Raw genomic sequence first — 24,479 nt, 5'->3', positions numbered from 1 at the left:
TATTTAGTTAACCTAAAAACCTTATTATGAAAAAAATTATATTAATAATTTGTGCACTCATTTCAGGTATAACAGCCTTTGCACAAAACGTAAAGTTTCTGCCCGATAAACCTGAGGCTGGAAAAACATTAAATTTTGAGTACAATTCTAAAGGAACCAAGCTGGAAGGTTTGGCCAATGTAAGTTGTATTGCCCAAACATTTATCAACACCCGTTATAAAAAGGTTGATATAAAACTGGAAAAGGAAGGTAATATCTATAAGGGAAGTTTTGTTCCGGCAGATAGCACTGCCATTGCGGTATTGGTGTTTTCGGCAGACGGTACCAAAGATGAAAATCCGGCAGGTTATTATACTTTGTTTTATCAAAATGGTAAGCCAACGGCAATGTCTTATTACTGGCAGGCGCAGTTCTACAGTGGACTGGGTAAATCGCTTTCAGGAGCAGAGACCGATAAGGAAAAAGCAATAAAGGCTTATGAAAGTGCTTTTGCAGAAGATACCAAACTTAAAGAAACCTATTATACTAACTATTTTCAACTAGTTTATGGAGGTGATAAAACTAAGGGTTCGTCAATAGGTTATGCCTATATCAAAGAGCTCAACCAAAAACAGAATAAGGATGAAAGTGACCTCGTTAAAATAGCATTAATATATAACGTATTGAGATTAAAGCCCTCAGCAGATTCGGTATATAATATTATTAAAACCAAATATCCGAATGGTAACTATATGTTTGGGCAAGCCGCAAATGCTATATATCGTGAACCATCAGCTATAAAAAAAGAAGAAAAACTCAATGAACTGGTTAAAAACTTTAAACTGAATGCCAATAATGAAGCCGATTACAAAAAGTTAGAGGGGTTATATATGGAGCTTGCAAGTGCTTTTGGTCAAGAAAAGAATAACCAGAAATTTGAAGACTATGCCAATAAAATAAAGAATAAAACAAGTTTAGCCAGTATTTGTAACAGTTTTGCATGGGCCTGCGCAGAAAAGAACGAAAACGTTGTTTTTGCTACACAGATTTCAAAAAAATCACTGGATTTGTTAGACGCCGCTAAGCAAGATCCCGTTCCTGCTTTTTATAGCTCAAAAGAAGATTATCTGAAGAACATAGAAAGTAACTGGGCTTCATATGCAGATACTTATGCGTTATTGCTAAATCATTCCGGTAATAAAGCAGAAGCCTTAAAATACCAGGAGCAAGCTGTTAAAATGAATAATTTTAGCAGTGCCGATATGAACAGCCGTTTTGTTGTTTTTTTGGCAGACAATAACCGATTTAAAGATGCCAGAGAATATGGAGAAAGGTTTATTAAGGAAGGAAAAGGAGGTGCTGAAATTAAAGGGGCATTGAAGAAAGCTTATCAGGGTAATGAGGGTTTTGATGTTTACTATGCCAAACTGGAGCGTGAGGCTTTGGAGAAAGAGCGTGAAAAATTCGTAAAAGAAATGATCAACAGGCCGGCTCCCAAATTTACTTTGGTTAATCTGAAAGGAGAAACCGTAAGCCTTGAAAAGCTAAAAGGTAAGGTGGTAATTGTAGATTACTGGGCTACTTGGTGTGGTCCGTGTATCGCTTCTTTCCCAGGTATGCAAATGGCTGTTGAGAAATATAAAAACGACCCTAAGGTTGAATTTCTGTTTGTAAATACATGGCAAACTGAAGAAAACAGAGAAAAGGTGGTAAAAGATTTTATGGCTGCGAATTCAAAATACACCTTTAACGTACTGCTGGATACAAAGAATAAGCAGGATCCAAGCAAGTTTGATGTGATTGATAGTTACAATTTAAATGGAGATGGTATTCCTCAAAAGTATATTATTGATCCAAAAGGAAATATCAGGTTTAAAAAAGTAGGTTTTGGTGGATCGGCTGATGCTACAGTTAGAGAGCTTGATATAATGATTGATTTGGCGAAAGAGACAAAATAAAAGGAAATGTATCATAAAAAAGGCGCCCGAAAAGGCGCCTTTTTATTGAACTTATAAGTACTTATTTCTTATCTTTTGTGTAAGCATCGTTTAAGCCTTTTAAAACTTCTGCGGTTACATCTAAACCCGGTTCAGCATATAAAATAGCACTGTTACCTTTAGCATAGGTTAACACCATTTTATAACCTTTATCTTTGGCGTAGCTTTTTAAGAATTCAGTTACTTTATTGTATAAAGCTTCCTGCTCTTTTGCGTGCTCATTTTGCAAAGCAGCACCGGCATTCTGCTGATAAGCCTGTAGCTCCTGTTGCTTGCGTGCCAGTCTTTGTTCGGTAGCAGCTCTTTGATCAGCAGGTAAAGAGTTGGCCTGCGATTGATATTGTTGTACCTCACGTTGGAAAGCCTGGCCTTTTGCAGCTAAATCATTATCGGCCGCTTTACCTTTGGTTTCCATTTTTTTCTGTATATCTTTCGAATATTCATATTTAGCTAAAAGCGTATCTGAATTAACATATACAATACTTTCTTTTTGAACATCGGTTGAGGTTGTTTTTGCAGCACCACTTTCAGTTTTAGGGGCGTTGTTGCTACAAGCGGTAATTACAGAAGCCAATGCTACAGCTGTTGCAATCCCACCTAATTTTAATGCGTTTATTTTCATTCTCCTAATTAAATTTTAACAAATATAAAAATCAAAACGGAAATCCTGAAAGCAAGTTTTTTTTCATGAATTTATTACAATTTTTATAGGTAAATAGTTATCCACACCTGCCGTTTTTACAGTAAAAATCGCTATTTTTGAATCTTTAAGTATTAATTAAATTTATGAGCGAAGAAACAGTTCAAAACTCAAATTATTCTGCAGATAATATTCAGGTACTGGAAGGCTTGGAAGCTGTACGTAAGCGTCCATCGATGTACATTGGAGATACCGGAGTTAAAGGTTTACACCATTTGGTTTATGAGGTTGTAGATAACTCCATAGATGAAGCTTTAGCAGGATATTGTACCGATATTTTTGTTACTATACATAAAGGAAATTCCATCACTGTAGAAGATAATGGTCGTGGTATTCCTACAGGCATCAATAAGAAAGAAGGTAAATCGGCCTTAGAAATTGTAATGACTGTATTGCATGCCGGTGGTAAATTTGATAAAGATACCTACAAAGTATCAGGAGGTTTACACGGCGTTGGGGTAAGTTGCGTTAATGCCTTATCTATACACATGAAAACGGTTGTTCACCGTGAGGGTAAAATCTTTACACAGGAATATGAAAGAGGTAAACCGCTTTTTGACGTAAAAGAAATTGGTGTATCAGATAAAACAGGAACTATACAGACATTCCAGCCTGATGCTGAGATTTTTACACAGACTGTTGAATATCGTTATGATACATTGGCGTCACGTTTACGTGAGTTATCCTTTTTAAATAAAGGCATAAGTTTAACTTTAACCGATGAGCGTGAAGTAAATGAGGATGGTTCATTCCTCTCGGAAACTTTTAAATCAGAAGGCGGGTTAAAAGAATTTGTACAATTCTTAGACGGCACCCGCCCATCTTTAATTCCTGAGCCTATTTACGTAGAAGGTATAAAAAGTGGTATTCCGGTTGAGTTAGCTATGCAGTACAATGATAGCTACTCTGAAAACGTGCATTCATATGTGAACAATATTAACACCCATGAGGGAGGAACGCACATCGCGGGTTTCAGACGTGGATTAACCCGTACCTTAAAAGCTTACGCTGAGAAATCGGGTTTGCTTAAAAACGTTAAGTTCGAGATTACAGGGGATGACTTTAGAGAGGGTTTAACAGCTGTAGTTTCGGTTAAAGTGGCCGAACCTCAGTTTGAAGGACAGACCAAGACCAAATTAGGTAACTCTGAGGTGATGGGAGCGGTTGATGTTGCAGTAGGTGAAGCTTTAGGAATATATTTAGAAGAAAACCCTAAGGAAGCTAAAATGATTGTTAATAAGGTTATTTTGGCAGCTACCGCAAGAGCAGCGGCACGTAAAGCACGTGAAATGGTGCAGCGTAAGAGTGTAATGGGAGGTTCAGGTTTACCTGGTAAACTGGCAGACTGTTCTGATAGTGATCCTGAAAAATGTGAATTGTTCCTGGTAGAGGGTGACTCTGCGGGTGGAACTGCTAAACAGGGCCGCGATCGTAATTATCAGGCTATTTTACCTTTAAAAGGTAAAATCCTGAACGTAGAAAAAGCTATGGAGCATAAAATCTACGAAAACGATGAGATCAAGAATATGTTTACCGCATTAGGGGTGAGTATAGGAACTGAAGATGATGACAAAGCTTTGAATCTAACCAAGCTTCGTTACCATAAAATCATTATTATGACCGATGCTGATATTGATGGTTCGCACATTACTACACTGATTTTAACTTTCTTTTTCCGTTACATGAAAGCTTTGATAGAGGCTGGTTATGTTTACATTGCAGCACCACCGCTATATCAAGTTAGAAAAGGTAAAGATTTTGAATATTGCTGGAACGATGTACAGCGTGACGCCGCTATACAACGTTTAAAAGGTGCAGGTAAAGAGGACAGTGTACACGTACAGCGTTACAAAGGTTTGGGAGAGATGAACGCTGAGCAGCTTTGGGAAACTACACTTAATCCAGCTACCCGTACTTTAATGAAGGCTACGATTGAAAATGCAGCAGAATGCGATTATACTTTCTCTATGCTAATGGGCGATGAAGTAGCACCACGCAGAGAATTTATTGAGCGTAATGCCAAGTATGCAAAAATTGATGCATAGATAAAAAGCAGAATAAAATATAAAAAGGCGTTTGAGAAATATTTTCAAACGCCTTTTTTAATATTAACATTTAAATTTTTCAATAGCCTGATCTGTATGCGATAAGAAATTAACAGCTTTTCCTTTATTGCTTTCGTAAATAAAGTCATTGAGACTTTTGCTGTTGTATTTTGCAAAATTTCCAACAATGATCAACCTTATTTTATAATTTACAAATTTCTGCAAAATTTCTCCCGCCATTTTAGTTTTTAGGTCAAAGAATTGAGGGTGTATGTTTTCTTCGTGAAGGATAACTTTATCATAGCCCTGATAGTATAGGTTACCTAACAAATCTGTTCCATCATCAATATTTTTAACAATCAATTGTTTGGCTATAACTTCTGCAATAGAGCCCTTAGCTACATTATGGGAGATGATTTGCATATTGTTATTGTACTCTTAATATACTGCCTGAGGTAAGCTGGTCATCTTTATCCATTTGCAAAATAGAATGGCCAACATAACTTGGTTCTAATAATTGATTATTTTCTTTAAGCTGTATAAACCTATCTATAGTTTTGAAGTTGTCTTTGCTGCTGCTTCTGATTTGTGCCTGCATACCGGTATCAACTACGCCCGGAGCTATACTTAATGCTCTTACAGGGTGTTTTTCTTCTTCCTGTTCAATTGCAATGTTTTTGCTAAGCATATCAATGGCAGATTTGGTGGCACAGTACACAGACCAGCCAAAATAAGGTTTTTGAGCAGCTCCTGATGAAATATTGATGATACTTTTCTTGCATGCCCATGATTGACAGCTTTTAATAAATACAGCACAGCTTACTAGTACAGAAGTGAGATTAAGTGCAACTGTTTGCTGGATATCTAAGGGTTTTAATCTGGTAAGGGGAGCTATTTCTCCTAATGTGCCAGCATTGTTAATGAGTGTTATCTGCCCTGTTTCTTTTGGATCGATTTCTTTGAAAATATCTTCAAATAACTTTTCTATATTTTCAGTTAAGGTTAAATCAACAGTATATTGCTTTATTGCAACTGATACATCTTTATTAAATGTACGTGCAATAGAATATATTTGAAAACCATCAGTCAGGTATGCATTTACAATTCCTGCTCCAATGCCTTTGCTGCCCCCTGTTATGATTAATACTTTTTTCATGGTTGTAAATAGGATGAAGTGCGTTAACCGTTAACAGATAAAAAGACATCTACTTCTGCATTTTGCCAATCGGTGCTCTTTTCTCCATATACTTCAAAATCATACAGATAAGCTCTGTCGGTATCACTTTGCCAGATTTCTTGCCAGGTGTTGGCCACACAATCGGGCATTTTACCTTTTGCTGCTATTTTTGTATAAATAGCTTCAGGTATGCTTAATACTTCCAGCTCTGCAGGTGTGATTGTATCAGGTTCAACTCTGCAGCCTATAAAGTAAGCATAAGGCATAAGATGATCCCCTTCGTAATCAAAATAAACCGCATAGATTTCATTGCTTAGTTTGCCTGGTATACGTTCAATATAATTTCCGGTTTCAAATTTTTGCCAGAAATTGCCACAATCTATACCAGATTGTCCATTCAGGTTAGTGGTTTTATAAGGAAGTTTAATGCCAATAAGTTTAAAGCCTTGTAGTGTTATGGTTTTCATTGAAGATTGGGTTATAAATGATAAGAGGTAACATACGTACTGTTCAACCTTTTAAATTTCTTCCTTTTTTACAATAAGAAGCTGGTCTTCATTGAGGTGTAAGAAGCCAAACTCATAACAGAAAGTATAAAGATTTCCAGTTTGTGTTTTGTAAATATGGGTATAATAATTAAAATTAAATCCCTTTTTCAGCAACTTATCTTTATTGATTTTGGCTTTACCTTCAGGATTTTCATCTTTTAATATCTTTCTGTTTTTAATTAATATCTGATTGATTTTTTTGACAAAATCATTGTCAGACGCCCTAATTTTATTGTTGTAATTGCTACGGCATTGATCGTCGCAAAACTTTTTATCAGAGCGTCCTTTAATTTCGGTATTACAATCTAAACAAAGTCGTTGCTCCATAAATTAAAATACTTCTTAAAGATAGCATTTATCCTCAGAATATTAACAGGGGTTATCCGTTTATAATCGGTTATATACGGATATAAATGTATAAACTCCGGATAAAGTTTGAACATGAAAACAACTTTGTATCGTCGGTAAGCAAAAAGCTACTGGTCGTTAATCACTAATTTAAAATGTATTTTTATGAAAAATGTAATCAACAAAGTAACTCTTACAGGTAATGCAGGAACAGAAGTTCAGATCAAAAATTTTACTGAAAAACAAAAGTTAGCCCGTGTTAGTCTGGCCGTGAACGAGTACTATAAAAACATCAAAGGAGAGCCTGTAAAAAGAACACACTGGTTTCAACTGGTTTTCTGGAACGAACATGCAGATAGAGCCTTAGATACCATTAAGAAAGGAACTCGTTTAACCATTGAAGGACGTTTACAGTCTTTAAACTATGAGACCAAAAAAGGTTTGAAAAGACAGGTTACGGAAATCGTAGTACAAACGATGCAGGCAATCAATAACTAATAAAATGAAAAAGGTTGCTACTAATAGATAGCAACCTTTTTACTTGATTATATCTTATTTAAAAGTATTGAACTTGCCAAAAACTCCTAAAGGTAATTTTACACCCGAAGTTGCCTGTAAAAATAATTCTCCGGTTTCCAGATTTCGTACCTGTGGGAAAGAAGTTCTAATTAAGTTTTCTACAATCACTGATGAAAATCCGAGAGAATAAGTATTCAGAATTAAAAAATGTTCTTCAGGATCTAATAGCTGAACTACATCCTGCATCATTTCTTGTATATGATCTTCCAATTTCCATTTTTCGCCATTAGGACCATGACCAAATGCGGGAGGATCAAGAATAATACCGTTATATTTCTTTCCCCGTTTTAATTCTCTTTTTACAAATTTTAAAGCATCTTCAACTACCCATCTGATGTCATTCAGCCCTGATAATTCCCGGTTCTCGTTAGCCCAGGTTACCACCTGCTTTATAGAATCTACGTGGGTGGTATCGGATCCTGCTGCACGGGCAACCAAAGAAGCAGCTCCTGTGTAAGCAAACAGATTTAAAACTTTAGGCTGCTCACATTTAAATTTTTTAACGCAAGAAGAAATGTAATCCCAGTTAACCGCCTGCTCAGGAAAAACGCCCACATGTTTGAAAGAAGTTAACCCTAAACGAAGATTAATGCTAATGTCATCATTTTTATAATTGATGTTCCAGCGATCAGGTGCATTTTTAGAAAATTTTATCCAATCTCCTGTAGTTGCAGAGCGACCCTTAAAATGTATATGTGCTCTTTTTTTCCATTCCTGTTCGGTTAGAACCTTTTTCCATACAGCTTGTGGTTCGGGTCTTGATAATATTAAGTTGCCAAAGCGTTCCAGTTTTTCAAAATCTCCGCAATCTATCAGCTCGTAATCTTTCCAATGCGTTGGCGTAAGTAGTTGTATCATTTTAAAATTATAATTTATCTTTTGCAGCTTTCATAAAACGGCTGGCAAACACAAAATCATTCAGTTCGGGCACATCTGTTTTGGCAATTTCTTTGTTTGAACCTTCCCAGAACTTTTTGCCTTCATGTAAGAACAGGATATGATCTCCAATACCCATTACCGAGTTCATATCGTGCGTTACCACAATGGTTGTGGTATTGTATTCTTCGGTAATTTCTTTGATCAGTTCGTCAATTACGATAGAGGTCTTAGGATCAAGACCTGAGTTGGGCTCATCGCAGAACAAATACTTAGGGTTCATGGCAATGGCACGTGCAATACCTACACGTTTTTTCATCCCACCTGATAGTTCGGCAGGAAATAATTTATTTCTGCCTTCAAGATTTACCCTTTCCAAACAAAAGTTTACACGGTCCAATTTCTCATTCCTGGTCTGGTCTGTAAACATGTTTAAGGGAAACATGATATTTTCTTCAACAGTCATTGAATCAAAAAGAGCAGAACCCTGAAAAAGCATTCCTATTTCTTTCCTGATTTCTATTCGTTCTTCGGTATTGAGTTGAGTAAATTCGCGTCCGTCGTACATTACACTTCCCTGTTCAGGATGATGTAGCCCGATCATACATTTTAAAAGTGTGGTTTTTCCAGAACCTGAGCCCCCAATAATCAGGTTGGTTACACCAGGTTCAAATTTGCCTGAAATACCTTTTAAAACCTCATTATCGCCAAATGATTTATGGATATCTTTGATCTCGATCATAATAATAATTGGGTTACAATGTAATCGCAGGCTAAAATACTTATACAACTAATTACAACTGCTCTTGTGCTGGCCTGAGCCACTTCAAGCGCTCCGCCTTTAACGTAAAATCCTTCATAAGCAGGTACAGATGTAATGATAAAACCAAATACAAAAGCTTTAACCAATGCTACGGTAATGGTATAAGGATTAAAATCAGTAGTAATACCCTGTATATATTCGGCTGCGGTTACAGCACCTGATAAAGTACCGCCAATATAACCGCCGGTAATGCTTAATACCATTGAAAAAATAACGAGAACCGGAACCATGGTTATTCCGGCAAGTATTTTAGGTAAAATAAGATATCCCGGGGCATTAATACCCATGATCTCTAAAGCATCAATCTGTTCGGTAACCCGCATTGTTCCAATTTCAGAAGAAATTGCAGAACCAATCTTACCTGCCAGCACAATAGCGCTTATGGTAGGGCTTAATTCAAGAATTGTTGAATCGCGGTTAACTGAACCAATAATGGATTTGGGAATAAAATCACTTACCAGCTGGAAAGCAATCTGTAATGTCATTACGGCCCCGATAAATGTAGAGATAATACTGATTAAACCTAATGAGCCCAAACCTATAAAATTCATCTGTTGAAAAATAGCTCTCAAATAAATACTCCATTTTTCAGGCTTTCTAAAGGCTGCCTTTAGCAATAAAATGTAACGTCCAAAATTGGTAAAATTCATTTAGGGGAATTTGCTTAGTTTAAACTATTAATATACAAAGTAACAACAAAAATGTTCTGGCAGGTTGTTTTTATTTAAAAAATATTACGATTTAGTTTATAATTGTTTGTATTTTATTAGTATAAGCAATAAAAAATGAATGCAGTTATTACTGGAGCAACCAAGGGTATAGGTAAAGCGGTTGCTGAAGCGCTGGCTAAACAGGGCTACAATCTGGCTATATGCTCACGTAACCAAAATGAACTCGATTTATTTAAACGAGAACTGGAAACCTATCCTATAAATGTATTGGCTGTTCAGGCCGATTGCACCCAAAAAGCAGATGTAATCAATTTTACCAAAAAGATAGAGAACGCTTTTAATCAGATCGATGTGCTGGTAAATAATGCAGGGATTTTTCTGCCTCAGAACCTTATGGATGAGAAGGATGAAAACTTTGAAATACAGCAGCAGATTAATGTAAACGCGGCCTATTACCTGGCAAAACGATTAGGTAAAATGATGCTTAAAAGGCAAAAGGGGCATATTTTTAACATCTGTTCTGTAGCCAGTAAGGAGCCGGTTAAAGGAGCCGGAAGTTATAGTGTAACAAAAGCAGCTTTGCTCAGTCTTAATAATGTGTTAAGAGATGAGTTAGCTCAGCACAACATCAAAGTTACAGCCATTTTACCGGGCTCAACATTAACAGCATCGTGGGAGGGAACAACCATAAGTCCGGAAAAATTTGTACAGCCACAGGATATTGCACAATTAATTACCTGCGTGTTAAATTTAAGTAAAGGTGTAAATGTTGATGAGATTATGGTAACTCCGTTGAATTTTTAAGTTTCGAAAAAATGGAAAAGAGATTATATAGAAACGAACATAATAAATATGTTGCAGGTGTGGCCTCGGGCTTAGCAGATTATATGGGGGTGGATATCGCCATTATAAGATTACTGTTTATTTTAACTACCATATTTGCCGCCGGTTTAGGCATTATAGCCTATATTGTTTTATGGATTGTACTTCCGGTAAATAATGATCCTGCATTAAAATATAAGCAGTTTAACGATTATTTTAAGGATAAACAGCCTAACTCGATGTTCAATTCATCAGAAGCATTCAGCAACCCATACCAGGCCGAAGAGCAGACCAAATGGAATACACCTAATTTTGAACAACAGCCAAATTTAAACCAGTTCAAAAAAAGCAATGATACCAGCAGAACGGTGGTAGGTTTAGTATTATTGGTACTTGGAGTATATTTTTTATTGAGAGAACTGGGCATGGTTCCTTATTGGTTTAGCATATTTAAAATTTACAAGTTATGGCCGCTTGCTATAGTGGCTTTGGGTGTCAGTCTTATTTTTAGAAGTAAGGGGAAAGCCGATTGGGAGAATTTTAAACGTCAGACAGAAACTGCTCAGCAAGGGAAAGAACAGGCTAACAAGGCTAATGATTCTACTGTAGAAGATGCACAAATAATTGAAGAGCAGAAAAAAGACGAACAGTCTGATAGCGCTCAATAACGAAATTATTAATAAGGTTTAACTTTAAATAGCATACACATGAAATTTGAACGCGTAGTTTGGGGAGTAATATTACTTTTTATAGGAGGTATATTACTATTAGATAATCTAAATATTATACATTTTTACTGGCGTAACGTATGGCATTTCTGGCCAATATTTTTAATTGTTGGCGGTTTAAATATGTTGTTTAACCGTAATAACTCGCAGGTAGGTAGTATATTATCGTTGGTTGTGGTGGTTATCACCTTATCATTCCTTTTCTTTAAAGGGCAAGAAAACCCAAGAAACAGGTATTTCTGGGGAGGTAACAGGAACGGCGACAATGATTTTAATCTTGATATCGACAATGAGAGAAGTGAAGGTGAGGCTTTAACTTTTTTTGAACCTCTTGCTGCAGCAGATACAGCTAAAAAAACGATTTTAAATCTTTCTGGCGGAGGTACATTTTTTGAGCTGAAAGGTAATTCAGATAGCTTGTTCTATGCAAAAGTAATGCGCAGGTCGGGCAGGTTTTTCTTGAATAAGAACGTAACAGATACTACCAATGTATTGACTTTTAAAATGCAGGATAAAGGCAGCAGAAATAAATCATGGTCTTTTGGTTCGGGAAGAAATAATAACGTTGAACTGAACCTAAGCACTGTTCCTGTATGGTATTTGAACTTATCAATGGGCGCAGGTAAATTAGACTTTGATTTAAGTGATTATAAAGTGCGCACATTGAATTTTGATGGAGGTGCTGCAGATGTTGTTCTGAAAGTAGGAAGATTAATGCCTATTAGCGATATAAATGTTAAAACAGGTGTGGCTAATGTAGAGATTAGTGTGCCAGAAACATCAGGATGCCGCATAAAAACAGAAACAGGTTTGTCTAACAGAGATTTTGAAGGATTTACTAAAATTAGCGATGGCGTTTATGAAACTCCGGGCTATAGGGAAACAAAACAAAAAGTTTTTATAAATTTAAATGGCGGATTAAGCAACTTTAATGTAAGCAGGTATTAGTTGCACGCAGTTTTTATAAAAATTAATTATTTGCTTTGTACACAGTAGTAATAGAGGGCAAGCCACAAGGGCCCTATACATTAGATGAATTAAAAAAGCTGAACATTAAACCTGGAACTTTTATCAGGAAGCCCGGGATGGATGATTATAAAGAAGCCCATGAGCTGCCCGAATTGAGGGAGCTCATGGGTTTTCGTTTTGAGCAAACTGCGCCTCAATATTTTGCTTCTTTTGACCAAAGGCTGCTTGCTTCGGCAATAGATTATTTCTTTATCATATTAATTTATGTGTTTTTAATGGTGGCTGTTTATTTAATTGTAAATAATCAAAAAGAAATGTTGATCATCTTGCTATCGACCTTAATTATAATACCCATAGCAAAATTTTTATATGGTTCTTTTGCGGAGGCTTCTGTAAAGCAGGCTACCATTGGCAAACGCATTTTGAGCATAAAAGTAGGAGACATGTTTGGAAACAGGCTCAGCCTGGGAGTTTCTTTCATGAGGAATTTTTTGAAAATCTTTTCTGTTCTAACTCTTTTCTTTGGCTATTTATACAGTTTTCTTAATAAGAAACAGCAATGCCTGCATGATGTAATGGCCAATACATTGGTGGTTAAAGACAGGCTGATATAGAAAACCTATCTTAAAAGAAGTTCAAAGCGATATTGGAAATGTGATTTAAAGCATTTGTAAATTAAATCTGTATTGTTAGATGCCAATAAAATAACAATCAATCAATCTAACAATCTAACATTTAGCGTATCTTTGCCAAACCATGCAGGATATAGAAAAAATGGCCGGTTTACCCGGTGGTTATTGTAATAATTTAACCCAATATTCAAGGTTTTTAACAAGAGAAGTGAACATAGGAAATGTCCCTATGGGCGGGCATAATCCTATCCGTATTCAGTCTATGACCACTACTGATACTATGGATACCATGGCCACAGTAGAGCAGACTATAAGAATGGTTCACTCAGGTTGTGAATACGTGCGGATCACAGCTCCAAGTGTTAAAGAAGCCGAAAATCTGGCCAATATAAAAAAGGAACTTCGTATGCGTGGTTACGATGTACCTTTAGTGGCAGATATTCACTTTACACCCAATGCGGCAGAAGCTGCAGCACGTATTGTAGAAAAAGTACGTGTAAATCCAGGAAATTATGCTGATAAAAAGAAGTTTGAAAATTTAGTTTATACCGAAAGTACCTATCAGGCAGAGCTCGAGAGAATTTATAAAAAGTTCTCACCTCTGGTAAAGATCTGTAAAGAATATGGTACGGCCATGCGTATTGGTACTAATCATGGTTCGTTATCAGATCGTATCATGAGCCATTATGGAGATACTCCGGAAGGAATGGTAGAATCTGCTATGGAATTTATCCGTATTTGCGAAGACCTTAAATTTTATAATCTGGTCATTTCCATGAAAGCCAGCAATACGCAGGTAATGGTGCAGGCGTACCGCTTGTTGGTCAAGACCATGGTTAAAGAAGGTATGAATTATCCTTTGCATTTAGGAGTTACCGAAGCGGGAGATGGGGAAGACGGACGTATAAAATCTGCTGTAGGTATAGGCACACTTTTAGCAGATGGTTTAGGCGATACGGTAAGAGTTTCGTTAACAGAAGATCCCGAATTTGAGGCACCAGTGGCAAAGGCTCTGATTAGCAGATTTGAAGCCGGTCTTCCGCAAGCTCAGACTGATAGCACCCTATCTTCAGACTTCAGATTTCAGACTTCCAACTATAATCCTTATCATTATCAAAGAAGAAAAACAGAAGAAGTTTTAAATTTTGGTGGGCATCAGGTACCAAGAGTAGTGCTTGATCTGACTGGTCAGAATTTAAAAGATCCGGCTATTTTAAATGGCGTGGGTTTCAGCTACTCTGCTTTACTTGATAAGTATAATCTTTCTGATCAAGCCTGCGATATGGTTTATTTAGGAGACCAATTGCCGTCTTTCTCTTTTCCGGGAGGTTTGAAACAACTTTATGATTACCCAACATGGCTAAGTTTAACCCATAAAGAGAATGCCCATCCTTTATTTACTTTAAAAGAATTTAAGAGCGCTGCGCAGAAAGACGGTAAACTCAATTTTGTTCAGGTGTTGGCCGAAGAGCTGCTTGTTGAAGAAATAAAATCGCTCATCCATACTGTTCTGATTTTACATACAGAACAACAAAATGCATTGCAAATACTTAGAAAGGCCTTTATAGATTTGTGTAATGCAGATATCCAAATCCCTGTGATCATTAGACGTGATTTTGAGTATATGGGCGATGAAAATTTACAGTTATACAGTGCTACAGATATAGGTGGATTGCAGATAGATGGTTTTGGAGATGGGATTTGGCTTAATTCAAAGGATACGCCGCTTTCAGTAATCAACTCTGTTTCATTTGGTATATTACAGGCTTCGCGTACACGTATTTCAAAAACCGAATATATTTCTTGTCCAAGCTGCGGGCGTACTTTGTTTGATCTTCAGGAAACCACACAAGCTATACGATCACGTACTTCGCATTTAAAAGGTGTTAAAATTGGTATTATGGGCTGTATTGTAAATGGCCCTGGTGAAATGGCTGATGCTGATTACGGTTATGTAGGAGCAGGCCCGGATAGAATCACACTTTACCGGGGACAGGAGGTAGTAAAGAAGAACGTTAAAACAGCAGAGGCCATTAACGAGCTGATCGAAATTATAAGAATAGACGGAAACTGGATAGAAAAAGAGGATTAACAGTAAGAAAAAAGGATGCCAAAATCTTATATTTCTGTTTTAAAGAGCATGAAAAACATTAAATGTAAGTTGTAACTTCTGGCAATCCTTGCTTATGTTTTAATTCTTTTTCAACCTTGCCATAACCAGATTTTCTTTTTGTATAGCTTTATCTTTTTGTAATACCTCATCAAGTATGGCATTTAATGCTGTTCTTACCTTTTCCCTGTTGATATTTACTTTAAACCCCTTTACTTCTTCTTCGTAAATTAGTTCCTGTTGCGCATTGTAAAATTTAATAACTTGGATTTTTGGAGTTTTAACATTGCTCTCAATTACCCAATTTGCAAAATCAGCTTTATATTGTGCTTTTGTCCAAGCGGCCATTAAAAAAACGGTAATCGCTGTAAGAATTAACTTTTTCATTTGTTCAGGTTTTAATGTATGCCTTATTGTTTATTAACTCAAACTTATAGAGGCTTAGGTTATATAAAAAGAATGATCGCCCATTACAAACCTTTTGGATACAAGCTTTTGTGAAAAGCTTATGAGTGGCTTTGTATTAAAATAAGAGAAGTTAACTCGGATATAGATGCTGTTTGTTTGCCAAAAACTGTTGTTTGTCTATTAAAATCTTCTATATAAGCAGTTGCTAATTATATTTGAGTATGCATGCATGGTATAATTACCTTAATACTCCAGAACAAAAAAAACGTATAATTCAGCATATCATTTTCTGGTTATCGGTCTGGATATTCACCTCAATTTTATTCGGTTACCAAAAGCAGACTGTTTCTATGGCATTAAAACATAACCTTATTTTATTGCCGGTTCATATGCTATATTTTTATACAATAGCTTATTTTATTATTCCCCGTTATTTATTTACTAAAAAGTACCTGCAGTTTTTTTTAATTCTGCTTTTATTTGTGGCGGCAATGCCATTGGTTAGTAGATTGTTAGATATTTTTATTGTAGAGCCCAGTTTGAATAAATATTTAATCGAAAATAAAATTTACAACTGGGAAAAAGTACGCGGAACAAAATTAGAGCGGTTTACTAATATTCTGTATTATATCAATGCGTTTAAGTCTGTTAACCTTATTGTGTGGTTTGCCATTGCCTTAAAATTCTTTAACTTATGGTATAAACGTCAACAGGCTGCTTTACAGGCCGAGTTAAATTTACTGAAAGCACAGATTCATCCACATTTCTTATTCAATACCTTAAATAACCTTTATGCCCATACGCTCAATAATTCGCCAAAATCTCCAGAAATAGTATTGGGTCTATCTGATATTTTAAGATATATGCTTTATGAGTGTAATGCTGAACATGTAACGCTGAAAAAGGATATTGAAATACTGGACAGCTATATCCTCATTGAAAAAATGAGATATGAAGATCGGCTCGAGTTTAATTTTACCAAAGAAGGAGATCTGAACCATTACGAAATTGCTCCTTTATTAATGCTGCCTTTGGTTGAAAATGCATTTAAATATGGAGCAAATGAAAAAGTAGGGCAGGCCTGGATCAATATGGAGCTGTCTGTAAATGATAATTTGCTTAAATTTAAAATCATGAATGGAAAAGTTACGAGTGTAGACAGAAAAGAAAATTCAGGTGTGGGACATATAGGCTTGCAAAATGTTCATAAAAGACTTCAGCTTATTTATCCTAATGCGCATCAACTTAAAATTATAGATGAAGAAGAATTGTTTGCCGTAATTCTGACCATTGATCTTGACAAAGGAGTTTCTGTTTAACTGCACCAATGAAAATACGAACCATAATTGTTGATGACGAGCCTCATGCCATTGAGGTGATAGAAAAATATCTTGAAAATTTTCAGGAGATAAGCCTTGTTGCCAAATGCAGAGATGGCATCAACGCTTTTCATGTTTTACAGCAGCATACCATAGATCTGATGTTTTTAGATGTAAAAATGCCAGGTATTACAGGAGTTGAACTTTTAAAAAGCCTTAAAAACCCGCCAAAAGTAATTTTTACTACCGCCTACAGCGATTATGCTATAGAAGGTTTTGAGCTCGATGCCGTAGATTATCTTTTAAAACCTATTGCCCTTAACCGTTTTTTAAAAGCTATGGATAAGGTTCTGGCCAGCATGGGAGCCAGACAACAGATTATGCTGGCTAAAGAAACTGCAGTAATATCCGATGTAAATAAATTCCTGTTTCTCAGGGTGGATCGTAAAACCGTAAAAGTTAATGTAAAAGATATTTACTGGATAGAAAGTGTTAAAGACTACGTTAAGGTAATTTTAGAAGATAAAGTGTTATTGAGTAAGCAAAAAATTAGTGTTTTAGAAGATCTGCTTCCAGAAGAACAATTTTGCAGAATACATAAATCCTTTATTATTTCTATAGATAAAGTAGATGCCTATTACTCATATGCAGTAGAGATTATGGGTAAACAATTGCCAATTGGCCGTAACTATAAGCTACAGGCTATGAAATGTTTGCAGGAGAATTGATTAAATACCCCAGGCTGTTATGATTACTCTTCTGCTGCCACCATGGTTGCGGTGTTCGCATAAATAAATACCCTGCCAGGTACCTAAGTTAAGTTGTCCGTTGGTAACCGGAATAAGAACAGAAGCCCCTGTAAGTGATGATTTAAGATGTGCAGGCATATCATCATCACCCTCGTAATTGTGTATATAATCCGGATCACCTTCAGGTACAGTTTTATTAAACCAAGTTTCAAAATCTATTCTTACAGTAGGATCTGCATTTTCATTAATGGTTAAAGAGGCAGAGGTATGCTGTATAAAAACCTGTAACATACCAACATTTAATTCAGTAATTTCGGGTATGGCATGTACGATTTCATCGGTAATAAGATGAAAACCACGTGAACGTTCTTTTAAGGTAAGGCGTTTCTGTAAAAAATGCATAAGTAATTTACTAATGTTTATATGGTTTAACACCATATTAGACCTCTTGGATTTTAAAAAGAAAATAATTTTAATTGGATAAATTGAAAATAAAGTAATTGTTAAAGAGTTGCTATATAAACCATACGATAATGCTAGTCTATGTTGTTGCTTATACTACAGATCTAATATTTGGGAGATTATTTTTCAATGCTATTTAAAAAGGTTAAACTCTTTTCACAAACTTCTAACAAATGAGTAGGCAAGTTATCACCTACATATGGGTGAAATGCACCAAATACATGATTAGCATCTTTAATTTTAAGCAATCTGCTGGCGGGATTAGCATTGGCTAACTTCTCAGCAGTTTCAAGAGGTACATTTATATCTTTATCGCCCTGAATAATTAACCAGGGAATGTTTAGCTGTTTTGCAGCAGCTAAAATATTCAGTTGATTTTTGTTTTCTTCAAAATCTTCTAAAAGAGTTACATTAAGCGGCATTTTTTCTTTTGTACGGGCATTTATCACTTCAATTTTTCCTGTCATGCGCCATTTCTTTTCCTGTTCTTTTTTCCATAAACTGCTAAAATCAGCTATAGAACTCCAGGTAATCAGGCCACCAACATAAGGGTTATTAGCAGCCTGTAATATGCTCAGCCCACCACCTCTACTATGACCAATTAAAAATACTTTATTAACTCCTAAGTAATTTACGGCATGTTTAATAATAATATCCACATCGGTCATCTCTTTACTGAAGGTATTTGCAGCAAAAGCCTCAAGATCACTCACATCGTTCGGATTTTCCTGGTTAACTCCGCTGTGCGATAAATTAAATTTTAAATACCGGTAGCCGTTTTGTACAAAATATTTGGCTACTAAATTATGTGCCCCCCAATCTTTAAAGCCTTTGAAACCGTGCACAAAAATAACCAAAGGCATGTTTGAGTTCTTAGGGTTATAGGTTAAATCGCCGTAAATTGGCTTTTCTGAAGCGCCAATGATAGAAAATTGTTCCTGATGTAAACTCATGTTTAAAGCGGTTTTTAAGAGTATAACAAACTTTAAAGGTAAGTGAGGTTAAGTTAATATTAATTTAAAACCTTTCTAAATTAGCCTAAATTACAGCATAATGACAGATAAGCGTATTTCCCTTGTTACTTTTGTTCGCTGAAATAATAGGGTAACCATTTTGGAATATTTAAAGATCATTGCTTTTACTCATCAACAGATAGACCTGAAATCGTTAGGCAAATTGGTTATCTGTGAAGAAACATTAGATGATAGGTTAAGAAATATCCAGTCAGAGCTTCAGGTTAAAGAGATCTTTTATGTAGGAACCTGTAACCGTGTAGAGTTTATTTTTACTTCTGCGCAAACCATAGACGATAATTTTACCAGACGTTTTTTACAGGTACTTAATATGGGCCTACCAGAAGAGTATCTCGAAAAGTTTGTTGAAAATGTTTCTGTTTATGAAAAAGAAGAGGCATTTAACCACTTGTTAAGGATGTCATGCTCTTTGGAAAGCCTTGTAGTAGGTGAGAAAGAGATTTTGGCACAAGTACGTAAAGCTTATCAAGCATGTAAAGACAGTGGATTTACCGGCGATTATATGCGTATGATCATGGATAGGGTGGTAAAAACAGCCAAAGAAGTATATACCCATACCAATATTTCGCGTAATCCGGTTTCGGTGGTGTCTTTAGCATACAGAAAGTTGAAAGAACTGAATGTTTGTGGTAACTCACGTTTACTTATTATTGGTGCCGGAGAAACCAACAACAACATTGCGCAATACCTTAAAAAGCATACTTATTCAAACTTCGTGGTATTTAACCGTACCATAGAAAAAGCACAAGCTTTAGCCAAAGAACTCAATGGCGAAGCTCATGCACTTTCAGCAATTGCTCAGTATGATAAAGGTTTTGATGTAATCATTACTTGCACAGGATCTACCGAGCCTGTAATTACAGAAGAAATCTATCGCAAGCTTTTAAATGGTGATACAGGTAAAAAAGTAATAGTAGATTTAGCCGTACCTAATGATACAGATTTAGCCGTAAGAGAGCAATTTCCAATTCATTATATCGAAGTGGAATCATTAAAAGAAATTGCCCGTAAAAATATACAGGAACGTTACGATGAACTGGTGCATGCCGAGCGCATCATTGAAACGAATATCAAAGAATTTGAATCTGTTTTACGCCAACGCCGCATAGAAATCGCCATGAGCGAAGTACCTAAAAAAATCAAAGAGATCAAACAAACAGCTTTACAAGGTGTTTTCGCAAACGAGATCAACACCTTAGATGAAAGCTCAAAGGCGGTACTTGAACGCGTTATAGACTATATGGAAAAAAAATATATCAGCGTCCCAATGGTAATGGCCAAAGAGATCCTGGCTAAGAACAGTTAGGTACAGGCTGTAAAATACTGGATTTTCTCATACAAACCGCAGGCTAATTTTTACTAAATTTGCCTGAAACCTTATACATAGAAGTGAAAAAAGTAATCATCGGTACGCGAGGTAGTGATTTAGCCCTTTGGCAAGCAAACTACACTAAAGACAGATTAGCGGAGATTGGCATAGAGGCAGAGTTAAAAATTATTAAAACGCAGGGCGATAAGATCCTGAATTTAAGATTAGATAAATTAGAAGGTAAAGGTTTTTTTACCAAAGAACTTGAAGAAGAGCTGCTAAATGGAAGTATAGATTTGGCCGTGCATTCACATAAAGATTTGCCTACTGTAAATCCTACGGGTTTGATCATAGCAGCTGTTCCTGAGCGTGAAGATCCTTCAGAATTATTGCTCATCCTAAAAGATTGTGTAGATATTAAACAAAAGCTTTCTTTAAAAAAGGGCGCTATGGTGGGTACCTCATCAAATCGTCGTAAAGCCCAGTTATTATCGCTCAGGCCCGACCTAAATATAGATGATCTGAGAGGCAATGTACCTACACGTATACAAAAATTACGTGATGAGAATTATGATGCTATTGTGTTAGCAAAAGCAGGTGTAAACCGTTTGAATTTAGACTTGAGCGAGTTTCATGTAGAGGTAATCGACACTACAGAGGTAGTTCCGGCTCCTGCACAAGGAGCACTGGCTATCCAGATCAGAGAAAATGATACAGAACTCTTTAATGAGCTGCAAAAAATACATAATAAAGCCACAGCTCAAGAAATTGAGGTAGAGCGCAAAGTGCTCAATCTTTTTGAAGGCGGTTGCCATATGCCTTTAGGTTGTTATTGCAAACAAGAAGATGGGCAGTTTGAGGTGTGGACATCAAAAGCAAATGACGATGAAGACTTTCCGGATCGTTTATTCTTGCGTGAAGCAAGTACCGAAGGACTTGCAGAAAAGATTGTAGCTAAATTTGCCTCTGAGCGTAAAAAGCCGAATAAAGTTTTTATATCAAGAGAAGTAGGAGAGAACAGTTATTTCAGAAGAGCTTTAGCTAAACATCATATTGAAATAGACGATCGTTCGTTGATACGCACAACACCTATTGTACATGTGCTAGATGATTTCTTTTTGAAAAATGCCGACTGGATTGTGTTTAGCAGTCGTAACAGTGTGGAGTATTTCTTTCAGTTAAATCCGGTACTGCCTAAAAAAGTAAAATATGCTGTTGTTGGTCGTGGCTCTGAAGATTCGCTACGCAAAGTGGGCCATCTGGCAGATTTTGTAGGCGAGGGTGGCGACATTTTAGAAGTAGCAGAAGAACTGGCAAAGGTAGTAGACGGACAGACCGTTGTATTTCCAAGAGCACAAGATTCGTTATTAACCATGCAAACCTATCTTACTGAAAGCACAAAAATAATAGATCTGCCTATTTACGAAACAGTTCTTCTAGATGAAGTAGAAGAAACCGAAGCCGAAATATTAGTGTTTACAAGCCCAAGTAATGTAAATGCTTATTTTGCAGAAAACCTGTTGATTCCAGGACAAAAAGTAATTGCCATTGGTAATTCTACAGGCAAAAAATTCGACGAAATGGGAGTAAGTTATGAACTGCCCTATTCGCCTGATGAAATTGGCTTGGCAGAGGCTGTTTTTGGTATTGAAATTAAATAATACGATTGTTAACCTAAAGTAAACTCTTTATAAATGACAGAGGCATAAAAAAACAATGCTGCTGTCTTTGCATTTTTGCTTGCGGTTAAAATGTAACTCTTTACAAAGCACTGCATTTTAATTTTGATTTTTAACTTTTATTAAGACATGTTACACAGGCCACGCAGGTTAAGAAAAAACAATATAGTGAGAGAGATGGTAGCAGAAACCAAGCTATCAAAAGATATGTTTATTTACCCCTACTTTGTGGTACCGGGTAAAGGTGTGGTGCATCAAATTGATGCCATGCCGGGTATCAGCCATTTTTCTACAGATACTTTGATCAAAGATGTGGAGAAAGGGTTAAAATTAGGCGTAAACAAGATCATGTTGTTTGGGGTAGGCGATGAAAAGAGCGAAGATGCGCATTCTGCTTACGATCCGCACTCACTGGTTCCGGTAACGGTAAGAGAATTAAAGAAAAATTTTGGAGATGACCTGTATGTTGTAACGGATGTTTGTGTTTGTTCTTATACCAATCACGGGCATTGCGGGATCTTAAAGGATGATTATGTTCAGAATGATGTTACGATTGATTTGATTGCCAAAATGGCTTTGAATCATGCCCAAGCAGGAGCAGACATGTTAGCACCTTCAGATATGATGGACGGGCGTATCCTGGCAATAAGAGAGAAATTAGATCATAATCATTTTGAAAATGTGGCGATCATGAGCCATGCTACCAAATTTGCATCGGCTTATTACGGTCCGTTTAGAGAAGCAGCAGATTGCGCCCCGAATAAAGGCGATAGGAAAGCTTACCAGATGGATTTTAGAAACCCTGTAGAAGCTGTAAGAGAAGCTTTATTAGATGAAAGCGAAGGCGCGGATGTGCTAATGGTAAAACCAGCTTTGGCTTATTTGGATATTATAGCTAAATTAAAACAAAACTCAGATCTTCCTATTGCTTGTTATAACGTATCAGGAGAATATTCCATGATCAAAGCAGCAGCACAAAAAGGCTGGATAGATGAGCAAAAAGTAGTGATGGAAACCATGTATGCTTTTGCCAGAGCAGGAGCAGGTGTAATCACTACTTACCATATCAGAGATATGGTAGAGAAGAACTGGATATAAAAGTAGCGAAGCAGAAATTTATTATTAACACACAAGAGATGTTAGAGCAGTTAAAAAAGATATTTACAGGTAACGAAGACGAAATTCCGGTAAGCACACATACCAAACCTGATATTAGCAGAGAAAAATCTGCCGCCCTTTATGAAAAATCCAAAAAATATTTCCCGGGAGGTGTAAATTCTCCGGTAAGAGCTTTCAAATCGGTATATGGTACACCTTTGTTTATCCAAAAAGGTGATGGCTGTTTTATCTGGGATGCCGATGATAACCAGTTTATAGATTTCTGCGCAAGCTGGGGGCCACTTATTTTAGGACATAATCATGCAAAGATTCGTGAAAAGGTTGCAGAAGTTATGCAGAACGGAATGAGTTTTGGGGCACCTACTGCATTAGAAAATGAACTGGCAGAGCTGATCATTAAAAATAACCGTTTTGTAGAAAAAATCCGTTTTACAAGTTCAGGAACCGAGGCTGTAATGTCGGCCATCCGTTTAGCAAGAGGTTATACCGGAAGAGATAAAATTGTAAAGTTTGAAGGATGTTATCATGGTCACAGTGATTCACTTTTGGTAAAAGCGGGTTCTGGCCTGGTTACTTTTGGCGAAACTTCATCAGCAGGGGTGCCTAAAGCATTTGCGGAAGAAACCATTGTAATTGGCTTAAACGATAAAACTGCGCTTACTCAGGTTTTTGAGCAATTTAAAGACCAGATTGCTGCGGTAATCATAGAGGGTATTCCGGCAAACAACGGCTTATTGATCCAAGATAAAGAATACATTGAGTTTTTGAGAGAGATTTGTTCTGCAAACGGATCATTGCTCATTTTTGATGAAGTGATTACTGGTTTTAGGGTAGGTTTTGAAGGAGCGGCTGCGTATTATGATATTACACCGGATATCGTAACTTATGGTAAAATCATTGGCGGAGGTTTGCCGGTAGGAATGTACGGTGCTTCTGCAGATATTATGGGCCATATTTCACCAGATGGCGGTGTATACCAGGCAGGTACTTTATCGGGTAACCCGGTAGCTATGGCTGCAGGTATTGCTACTTTAACAGAGCTGTCTAAATCTGGGTTTTATAAAGACCTGAATGCAAAAGCACAGGAATTTGTGGAAAGCATACAGCGTTTTGCTTCGGCAAGAAACTATAAATTTAAAGTATTTACGGTGGGTTCTGTTTTCTGGTTTGCTTTTACAGACAAAGACAAAATTCAAACTGCTGAAGATATCGATCCTGCAAGCATGGAAAAATTTAAAGTATTGCACCGAGAGCTGTTAAACAGAGGGGTTTATTTAGGGCCTTCTGGTTACGAAGTAGGATTTGTATCGGCTGCACACAGCAAAATAGAACTTGAAAAAGCAAAGAGAGCTATTTTTGAAGCTTTGGATATAGTGTTTGCAAAATAATATAAAAC

Annotated in this window: 25 protein-coding genes; 14 read left to right on the top strand and 11 right to left on the bottom strand. The window is 36.5% G+C overall.

What is annotated here, in order from left to right:
* Window positions 1-26: 26 nt before the first annotated feature.
* Entirely contained in the window at window positions 27-1,937 is a 1,911-nt protein-coding gene (locus ACLHG9_RS15150; RefSeq protein ID WP_410222347.1) for a redoxin domain-containing protein, read from the top strand.
* Window positions 1,938-1,998: 61 nt separating this feature from the next.
* On the opposite strand, the gene ACLHG9_RS15145 is transcribed toward ACLHG9_RS15150, so the two are convergent.
* Complete coding sequence (locus tag ACLHG9_RS15145) at window positions 1,999-2,598, bottom strand: OmpH family outer membrane protein (protein ID WP_410222346.1); 600 nt, start codon at window positions 2,596-2,598, stop codon at window positions 1,999-2,001.
* 164 nt (window positions 2,599-2,762) lie between these two features.
* Here ACLHG9_RS15145 and gyrB point away from each other — a divergent pair, with 164 nt between their 5' ends.
* Window positions 2,763-4,721, top strand: a complete 1,959-nt coding sequence (gene gyrB / locus ACLHG9_RS15140) for a DNA topoisomerase (ATP-hydrolyzing) subunit B (RefSeq protein WP_410222345.1) — start codon at window positions 2,763-2,765, stop codon at window positions 4,719-4,721.
* Between the two features lie 63 nt (window positions 4,722-4,784).
* On the opposite strand, the gene ACLHG9_RS15135 is transcribed toward gyrB, so the two are convergent.
* The 4 genes from ACLHG9_RS15135 to ACLHG9_RS15120 are packed head-to-tail and all read right to left on the bottom strand — an operon-like array spanning window position 4,785 to window position 6,773.
* Complete coding sequence (locus tag ACLHG9_RS15135; RefSeq protein ID WP_410222344.1) at window positions 4,785-5,144, bottom strand: DUF4180 domain-containing protein; 360 nt, start codon at window positions 5,142-5,144, stop codon at window positions 4,785-4,787.
* 4 nt (window positions 5,145-5,148) lie between these two features.
* The gene (locus tag ACLHG9_RS15130; RefSeq protein ID WP_410222343.1) at window positions 5,149-5,877 is read right to left on the bottom strand and encodes an SDR family NAD(P)-dependent oxidoreductase; all 729 of its coding nucleotides are present in this window, start codon (window positions 5,875-5,877) and stop codon (window positions 5,149-5,151) included.
* 23 nt (window positions 5,878-5,900) lie between these two features.
* Complete coding sequence (locus ACLHG9_RS15125) at window positions 5,901-6,365, bottom strand: GyrI-like domain-containing protein (protein WP_410222342.1); 465 nt, start codon at window positions 6,363-6,365, stop codon at window positions 5,901-5,903.
* A gap of 51 nt (window positions 6,366-6,416) precedes the next feature.
* Entirely contained in the window at window positions 6,417-6,773 is a 357-nt protein-coding gene (locus ACLHG9_RS15120; RefSeq protein ID WP_410222341.1) for a hypothetical protein, read from the bottom strand.
* A 186-nt stretch (window positions 6,774-6,959) separates the two neighbouring features.
* On the opposite strand from ACLHG9_RS15120, the gene ACLHG9_RS15115 reads away from it, so the two are divergent.
* The gene (locus tag ACLHG9_RS15115) at window positions 6,960-7,292 is read left to right on the top strand and encodes a single-stranded DNA-binding protein (protein ID WP_410222340.1); all 333 of its coding nucleotides are present in this window, start codon (window positions 6,960-6,962) and stop codon (window positions 7,290-7,292) included.
* A gap of 54 nt (window positions 7,293-7,346) precedes the next feature.
* On the opposite strand, the gene ACLHG9_RS15110 is transcribed toward ACLHG9_RS15115, so the two are convergent.
* From ACLHG9_RS15110 to ACLHG9_RS15100, 3 genes are read right to left on the bottom strand one after another with little or no spacing between them, the layout of a single operon-like run.
* Window positions 7,347-8,231 (bottom strand): class I SAM-dependent methyltransferase, encoded by an 885-nt coding sequence (locus ACLHG9_RS15110; RefSeq protein WP_410222339.1) that lies wholly within the window; start codon window positions 8,229-8,231, stop codon window positions 7,347-7,349.
* Window positions 8,232-8,238: 7 nt separating this feature from the next.
* The gene (locus ACLHG9_RS15105) at window positions 8,239-8,991 is read right to left on the bottom strand and encodes an ABC transporter ATP-binding protein (RefSeq protein ID WP_410222338.1); all 753 of its coding nucleotides are present in this window, start codon (window positions 8,989-8,991) and stop codon (window positions 8,239-8,241) included.
* Window positions 8,988-9,722, bottom strand: coding sequence for an MlaE family ABC transporter permease (locus ACLHG9_RS15100; RefSeq protein ID WP_410222337.1), 735 nt, complete (start codon window positions 9,720-9,722; stop codon window positions 8,988-8,990). The genes ACLHG9_RS15105 and ACLHG9_RS15100 overlap by 4 nt, the downstream gene beginning before the upstream one ends.
* 135 nt (window positions 9,723-9,857) lie before the next feature.
* Here ACLHG9_RS15100 and ACLHG9_RS15095 point away from each other — a divergent pair, with 135 nt between their 5' ends.
* The 5 genes from ACLHG9_RS15095 (at window position 9,858) to ispG (ending at window position 14,986) form a co-directional block, all read left to right on the top strand.
* Window positions 9,858-10,547 carry an SDR family oxidoreductase gene (locus tag ACLHG9_RS15095; RefSeq protein WP_410222336.1) on the top strand — a complete coding sequence of 230 codons (690 nt, stop codon included), beginning with the start codon at window positions 9,858-9,860 and terminating at the stop codon, window positions 10,545-10,547.
* Between the two features lie 11 nt (window positions 10,548-10,558).
* Window positions 10,559-11,233, top strand: coding sequence for a PspC domain-containing protein (locus ACLHG9_RS15090; protein ID WP_410222335.1), 675 nt, complete (start codon window positions 10,559-10,561; stop codon window positions 11,231-11,233).
* Window positions 11,234-11,272: 39 nt separating this feature from the next.
* On the top strand, window positions 11,273-12,241 hold the full coding sequence (locus ACLHG9_RS15085; RefSeq protein WP_410222334.1) for a LiaF transmembrane domain-containing protein: 969 nt from the start codon (window positions 11,273-11,275) through the stop codon (window positions 12,239-12,241).
* Between the two features lie 35 nt (window positions 12,242-12,276).
* Window positions 12,277-12,876: an RDD family protein gene (locus ACLHG9_RS15080; RefSeq protein WP_410222333.1), complete on the top strand. Its 600-nt coding sequence runs from the start codon at window positions 12,277-12,279 to the stop codon at window positions 12,874-12,876.
* Window positions 12,877-13,018: 142 nt separating this feature from the next.
* On the top strand, window positions 13,019-14,986 hold the full coding sequence (ispG, locus tag ACLHG9_RS15075) for a (E)-4-hydroxy-3-methylbut-2-enyl-diphosphate synthase (RefSeq protein WP_410222332.1): 1,968 nt from the start codon (window positions 13,019-13,021) through the stop codon (window positions 14,984-14,986).
* A 99-nt stretch (window positions 14,987-15,085) separates the two neighbouring features.
* Here the strand turns inward: ispG and ACLHG9_RS15070 are convergent, their stop codons facing one another.
* The gene (locus ACLHG9_RS15070; protein WP_410222331.1) at window positions 15,086-15,391 is read right to left on the bottom strand and encodes a hypothetical protein; all 306 of its coding nucleotides are present in this window, start codon (window positions 15,389-15,391) and stop codon (window positions 15,086-15,088) included.
* Window positions 15,392-15,762: 371 nt separating this feature from the next.
* On the opposite strand from ACLHG9_RS15070, the gene ACLHG9_RS15065 reads away from it, so the two are divergent.
* Together ACLHG9_RS15065 and ACLHG9_RS15060 are read left to right on the top strand one after the other, a co-directional pair.
* Window positions 15,763-16,731, top strand: a complete 969-nt coding sequence (locus ACLHG9_RS15065; protein ID WP_410222330.1) for a sensor histidine kinase — start codon at window positions 15,763-15,765, stop codon at window positions 16,729-16,731.
* 8 nt (window positions 16,732-16,739) lie between these two features.
* Window positions 16,740-17,459 (top strand): LytR/AlgR family response regulator transcription factor, encoded by a 720-nt coding sequence (locus ACLHG9_RS15060; protein WP_410222329.1) that lies wholly within the window; start codon window positions 16,740-16,742, stop codon window positions 17,457-17,459.
* Here ACLHG9_RS15060 and ACLHG9_RS15055 read toward each other — a convergent pair whose 3' ends face one another.
* Together ACLHG9_RS15055 and ACLHG9_RS15050 are read right to left on the bottom strand one after the other, a co-directional pair.
* On the bottom strand, window positions 17,460-17,882 hold the full coding sequence (locus tag ACLHG9_RS15055) for a secondary thiamine-phosphate synthase enzyme YjbQ (protein WP_410222328.1): 423 nt from the start codon (window positions 17,880-17,882) through the stop codon (window positions 17,460-17,462).
* Between the two features lie 179 nt (window positions 17,883-18,061).
* Window positions 18,062-18,895, bottom strand: a complete 834-nt coding sequence (locus ACLHG9_RS15050) for an alpha/beta hydrolase family protein (RefSeq protein ID WP_410222327.1) — start codon at window positions 18,893-18,895, stop codon at window positions 18,062-18,064.
* 160 nt (window positions 18,896-19,055) lie between these two features.
* Here ACLHG9_RS15050 and hemA point away from each other — a divergent pair, with 160 nt between their 5' ends.
* The 4 genes from hemA to hemL all read left to right on the top strand — a co-directional run bounded on the left by hemA (window position 19,056) and on the right by hemL (window position 24,471).
* Entirely contained in the window at window positions 19,056-20,282 is a 1,227-nt protein-coding gene (gene hemA, locus ACLHG9_RS15045) for a glutamyl-tRNA reductase (protein WP_410222326.1), read from the top strand.
* 83 nt (window positions 20,283-20,365) lie between these two features.
* A complete protein-coding gene (gene hemC, locus ACLHG9_RS15040) occupies window positions 20,366-21,946 on the top strand; it encodes a hydroxymethylbilane synthase (RefSeq protein WP_410222325.1) in 1,581 nt (526 codons plus the stop codon).
* A 147-nt stretch (window positions 21,947-22,093) separates the two neighbouring features.
* Window positions 22,094-23,062 carry a porphobilinogen synthase gene (hemB, locus tag ACLHG9_RS15035; RefSeq protein WP_410222324.1) on the top strand — a complete coding sequence of 323 codons (969 nt, stop codon included), beginning with the start codon at window positions 22,094-22,096 and terminating at the stop codon, window positions 23,060-23,062.
* A 38-nt stretch (window positions 23,063-23,100) separates the two neighbouring features.
* Window positions 23,101-24,471 (top strand): glutamate-1-semialdehyde 2,1-aminomutase, encoded by a 1,371-nt coding sequence (gene hemL, locus ACLHG9_RS15030; RefSeq protein ID WP_410222323.1) that lies wholly within the window; start codon window positions 23,101-23,103, stop codon window positions 24,469-24,471.
* Window positions 24,472-24,479 lie beyond the last annotated feature (8 nt).

This window comes from Pedobacter sp. (genome assembly GCF_046462515.1).
Classification (GTDB): domain Bacteria; phylum Bacteroidota; class Bacteroidia; order Sphingobacteriales; family Sphingobacteriaceae; genus Pedobacter.
The sequence above is the reverse complement of the archived record's forward strand: the minus strand, read 5'-3'. Positions and strand labels throughout refer to the sequence as shown.

Coding starts and splice junctions, on each gene's coding strand:
- ACLHG9_RS15150 (WP_410222347.1), top strand. CDS start 27: ATGAAAAAAATTATATTAATAATTTGTGCACTCATTTCAGGTATAACA.
- ACLHG9_RS15145 (WP_410222346.1), bottom strand. CDS start 2,598: ATGAAAATAAACGCATTAAAATTAGGTGGGATTGCAACAGCTGTAGCA.
- gyrB (WP_410222345.1), top strand. CDS start 2,763: ATGAGCGAAGAAACAGTTCAAAACTCAAATTATTCTGCAGATAATATT.
- ACLHG9_RS15135 (WP_410222344.1), bottom strand. CDS start 5,144: ATGCAAATCATCTCCCATAATGTAGCTAAGGGCTCTATTGCAGAAGTT.
- ACLHG9_RS15130 (WP_410222343.1), bottom strand. CDS start 5,877: ATGAAAAAAGTATTAATCATAACAGGGGGCAGCAAAGGCATTGGAGCA.
- ACLHG9_RS15125 (WP_410222342.1), bottom strand. CDS start 6,365: ATGAAAACCATAACACTACAAGGCTTTAAACTTATTGGCATTAAACTT.
- ACLHG9_RS15120 (WP_410222341.1), bottom strand. CDS start 6,773: ATGGAGCAACGACTTTGTTTAGATTGTAATACCGAAATTAAAGGACGC.
- ACLHG9_RS15115 (WP_410222340.1), top strand. CDS start 6,960: ATGAAAAATGTAATCAACAAAGTAACTCTTACAGGTAATGCAGGAACA.
- ACLHG9_RS15110 (WP_410222339.1), bottom strand. CDS start 8,231: ATGATACAACTACTTACGCCAACGCATTGGAAAGATTACGAGCTGATA.
- ACLHG9_RS15105 (WP_410222338.1), bottom strand. CDS start 8,991: ATGATCGAGATCAAAGATATCCATAAATCATTTGGCGATAATGAGGTT.
- ACLHG9_RS15100 (WP_410222337.1), bottom strand. CDS start 9,722: ATGAATTTTACCAATTTTGGACGTTACATTTTATTGCTAAAGGCAGCC.
- ACLHG9_RS15095 (WP_410222336.1), top strand. CDS start 9,858: ATGAATGCAGTTATTACTGGAGCAACCAAGGGTATAGGTAAAGCGGTT.
- ACLHG9_RS15090 (WP_410222335.1), top strand. CDS start 10,559: ATGGAAAAGAGATTATATAGAAACGAACATAATAAATATGTTGCAGGT.
- ACLHG9_RS15085 (WP_410222334.1), top strand. CDS start 11,273: ATGAAATTTGAACGCGTAGTTTGGGGAGTAATATTACTTTTTATAGGA.
- ispG (WP_410222332.1), top strand. CDS start 13,019: ATGCAGGATATAGAAAAAATGGCCGGTTTACCCGGTGGTTATTGTAAT.
- ACLHG9_RS15070 (WP_410222331.1), bottom strand. CDS start 15,391: ATGAAAAAGTTAATTCTTACAGCGATTACCGTTTTTTTAATGGCCGCT.
- ACLHG9_RS15065 (WP_410222330.1), top strand. CDS start 15,763: ATGGCATTAAAACATAACCTTATTTTATTGCCGGTTCATATGCTATAT.
- ACLHG9_RS15060 (WP_410222329.1), top strand. CDS start 16,740: ATGAAAATACGAACCATAATTGTTGATGACGAGCCTCATGCCATTGAG.
- ACLHG9_RS15055 (WP_410222328.1), bottom strand. CDS start 17,882: ATGCATTTTTTACAGAAACGCCTTACCTTAAAAGAACGTTCACGTGGT.
- ACLHG9_RS15050 (WP_410222327.1), bottom strand. CDS start 18,895: ATGAGTTTACATCAGGAACAATTTTCTATCATTGGCGCTTCAGAAAAG.
- hemB (WP_410222324.1), top strand. CDS start 22,094: ATGTTACACAGGCCACGCAGGTTAAGAAAAAACAATATAGTGAGAGAG.
- hemL (WP_410222323.1), top strand. CDS start 23,101: ATGTTAGAGCAGTTAAAAAAGATATTTACAGGTAACGAAGACGAAATT.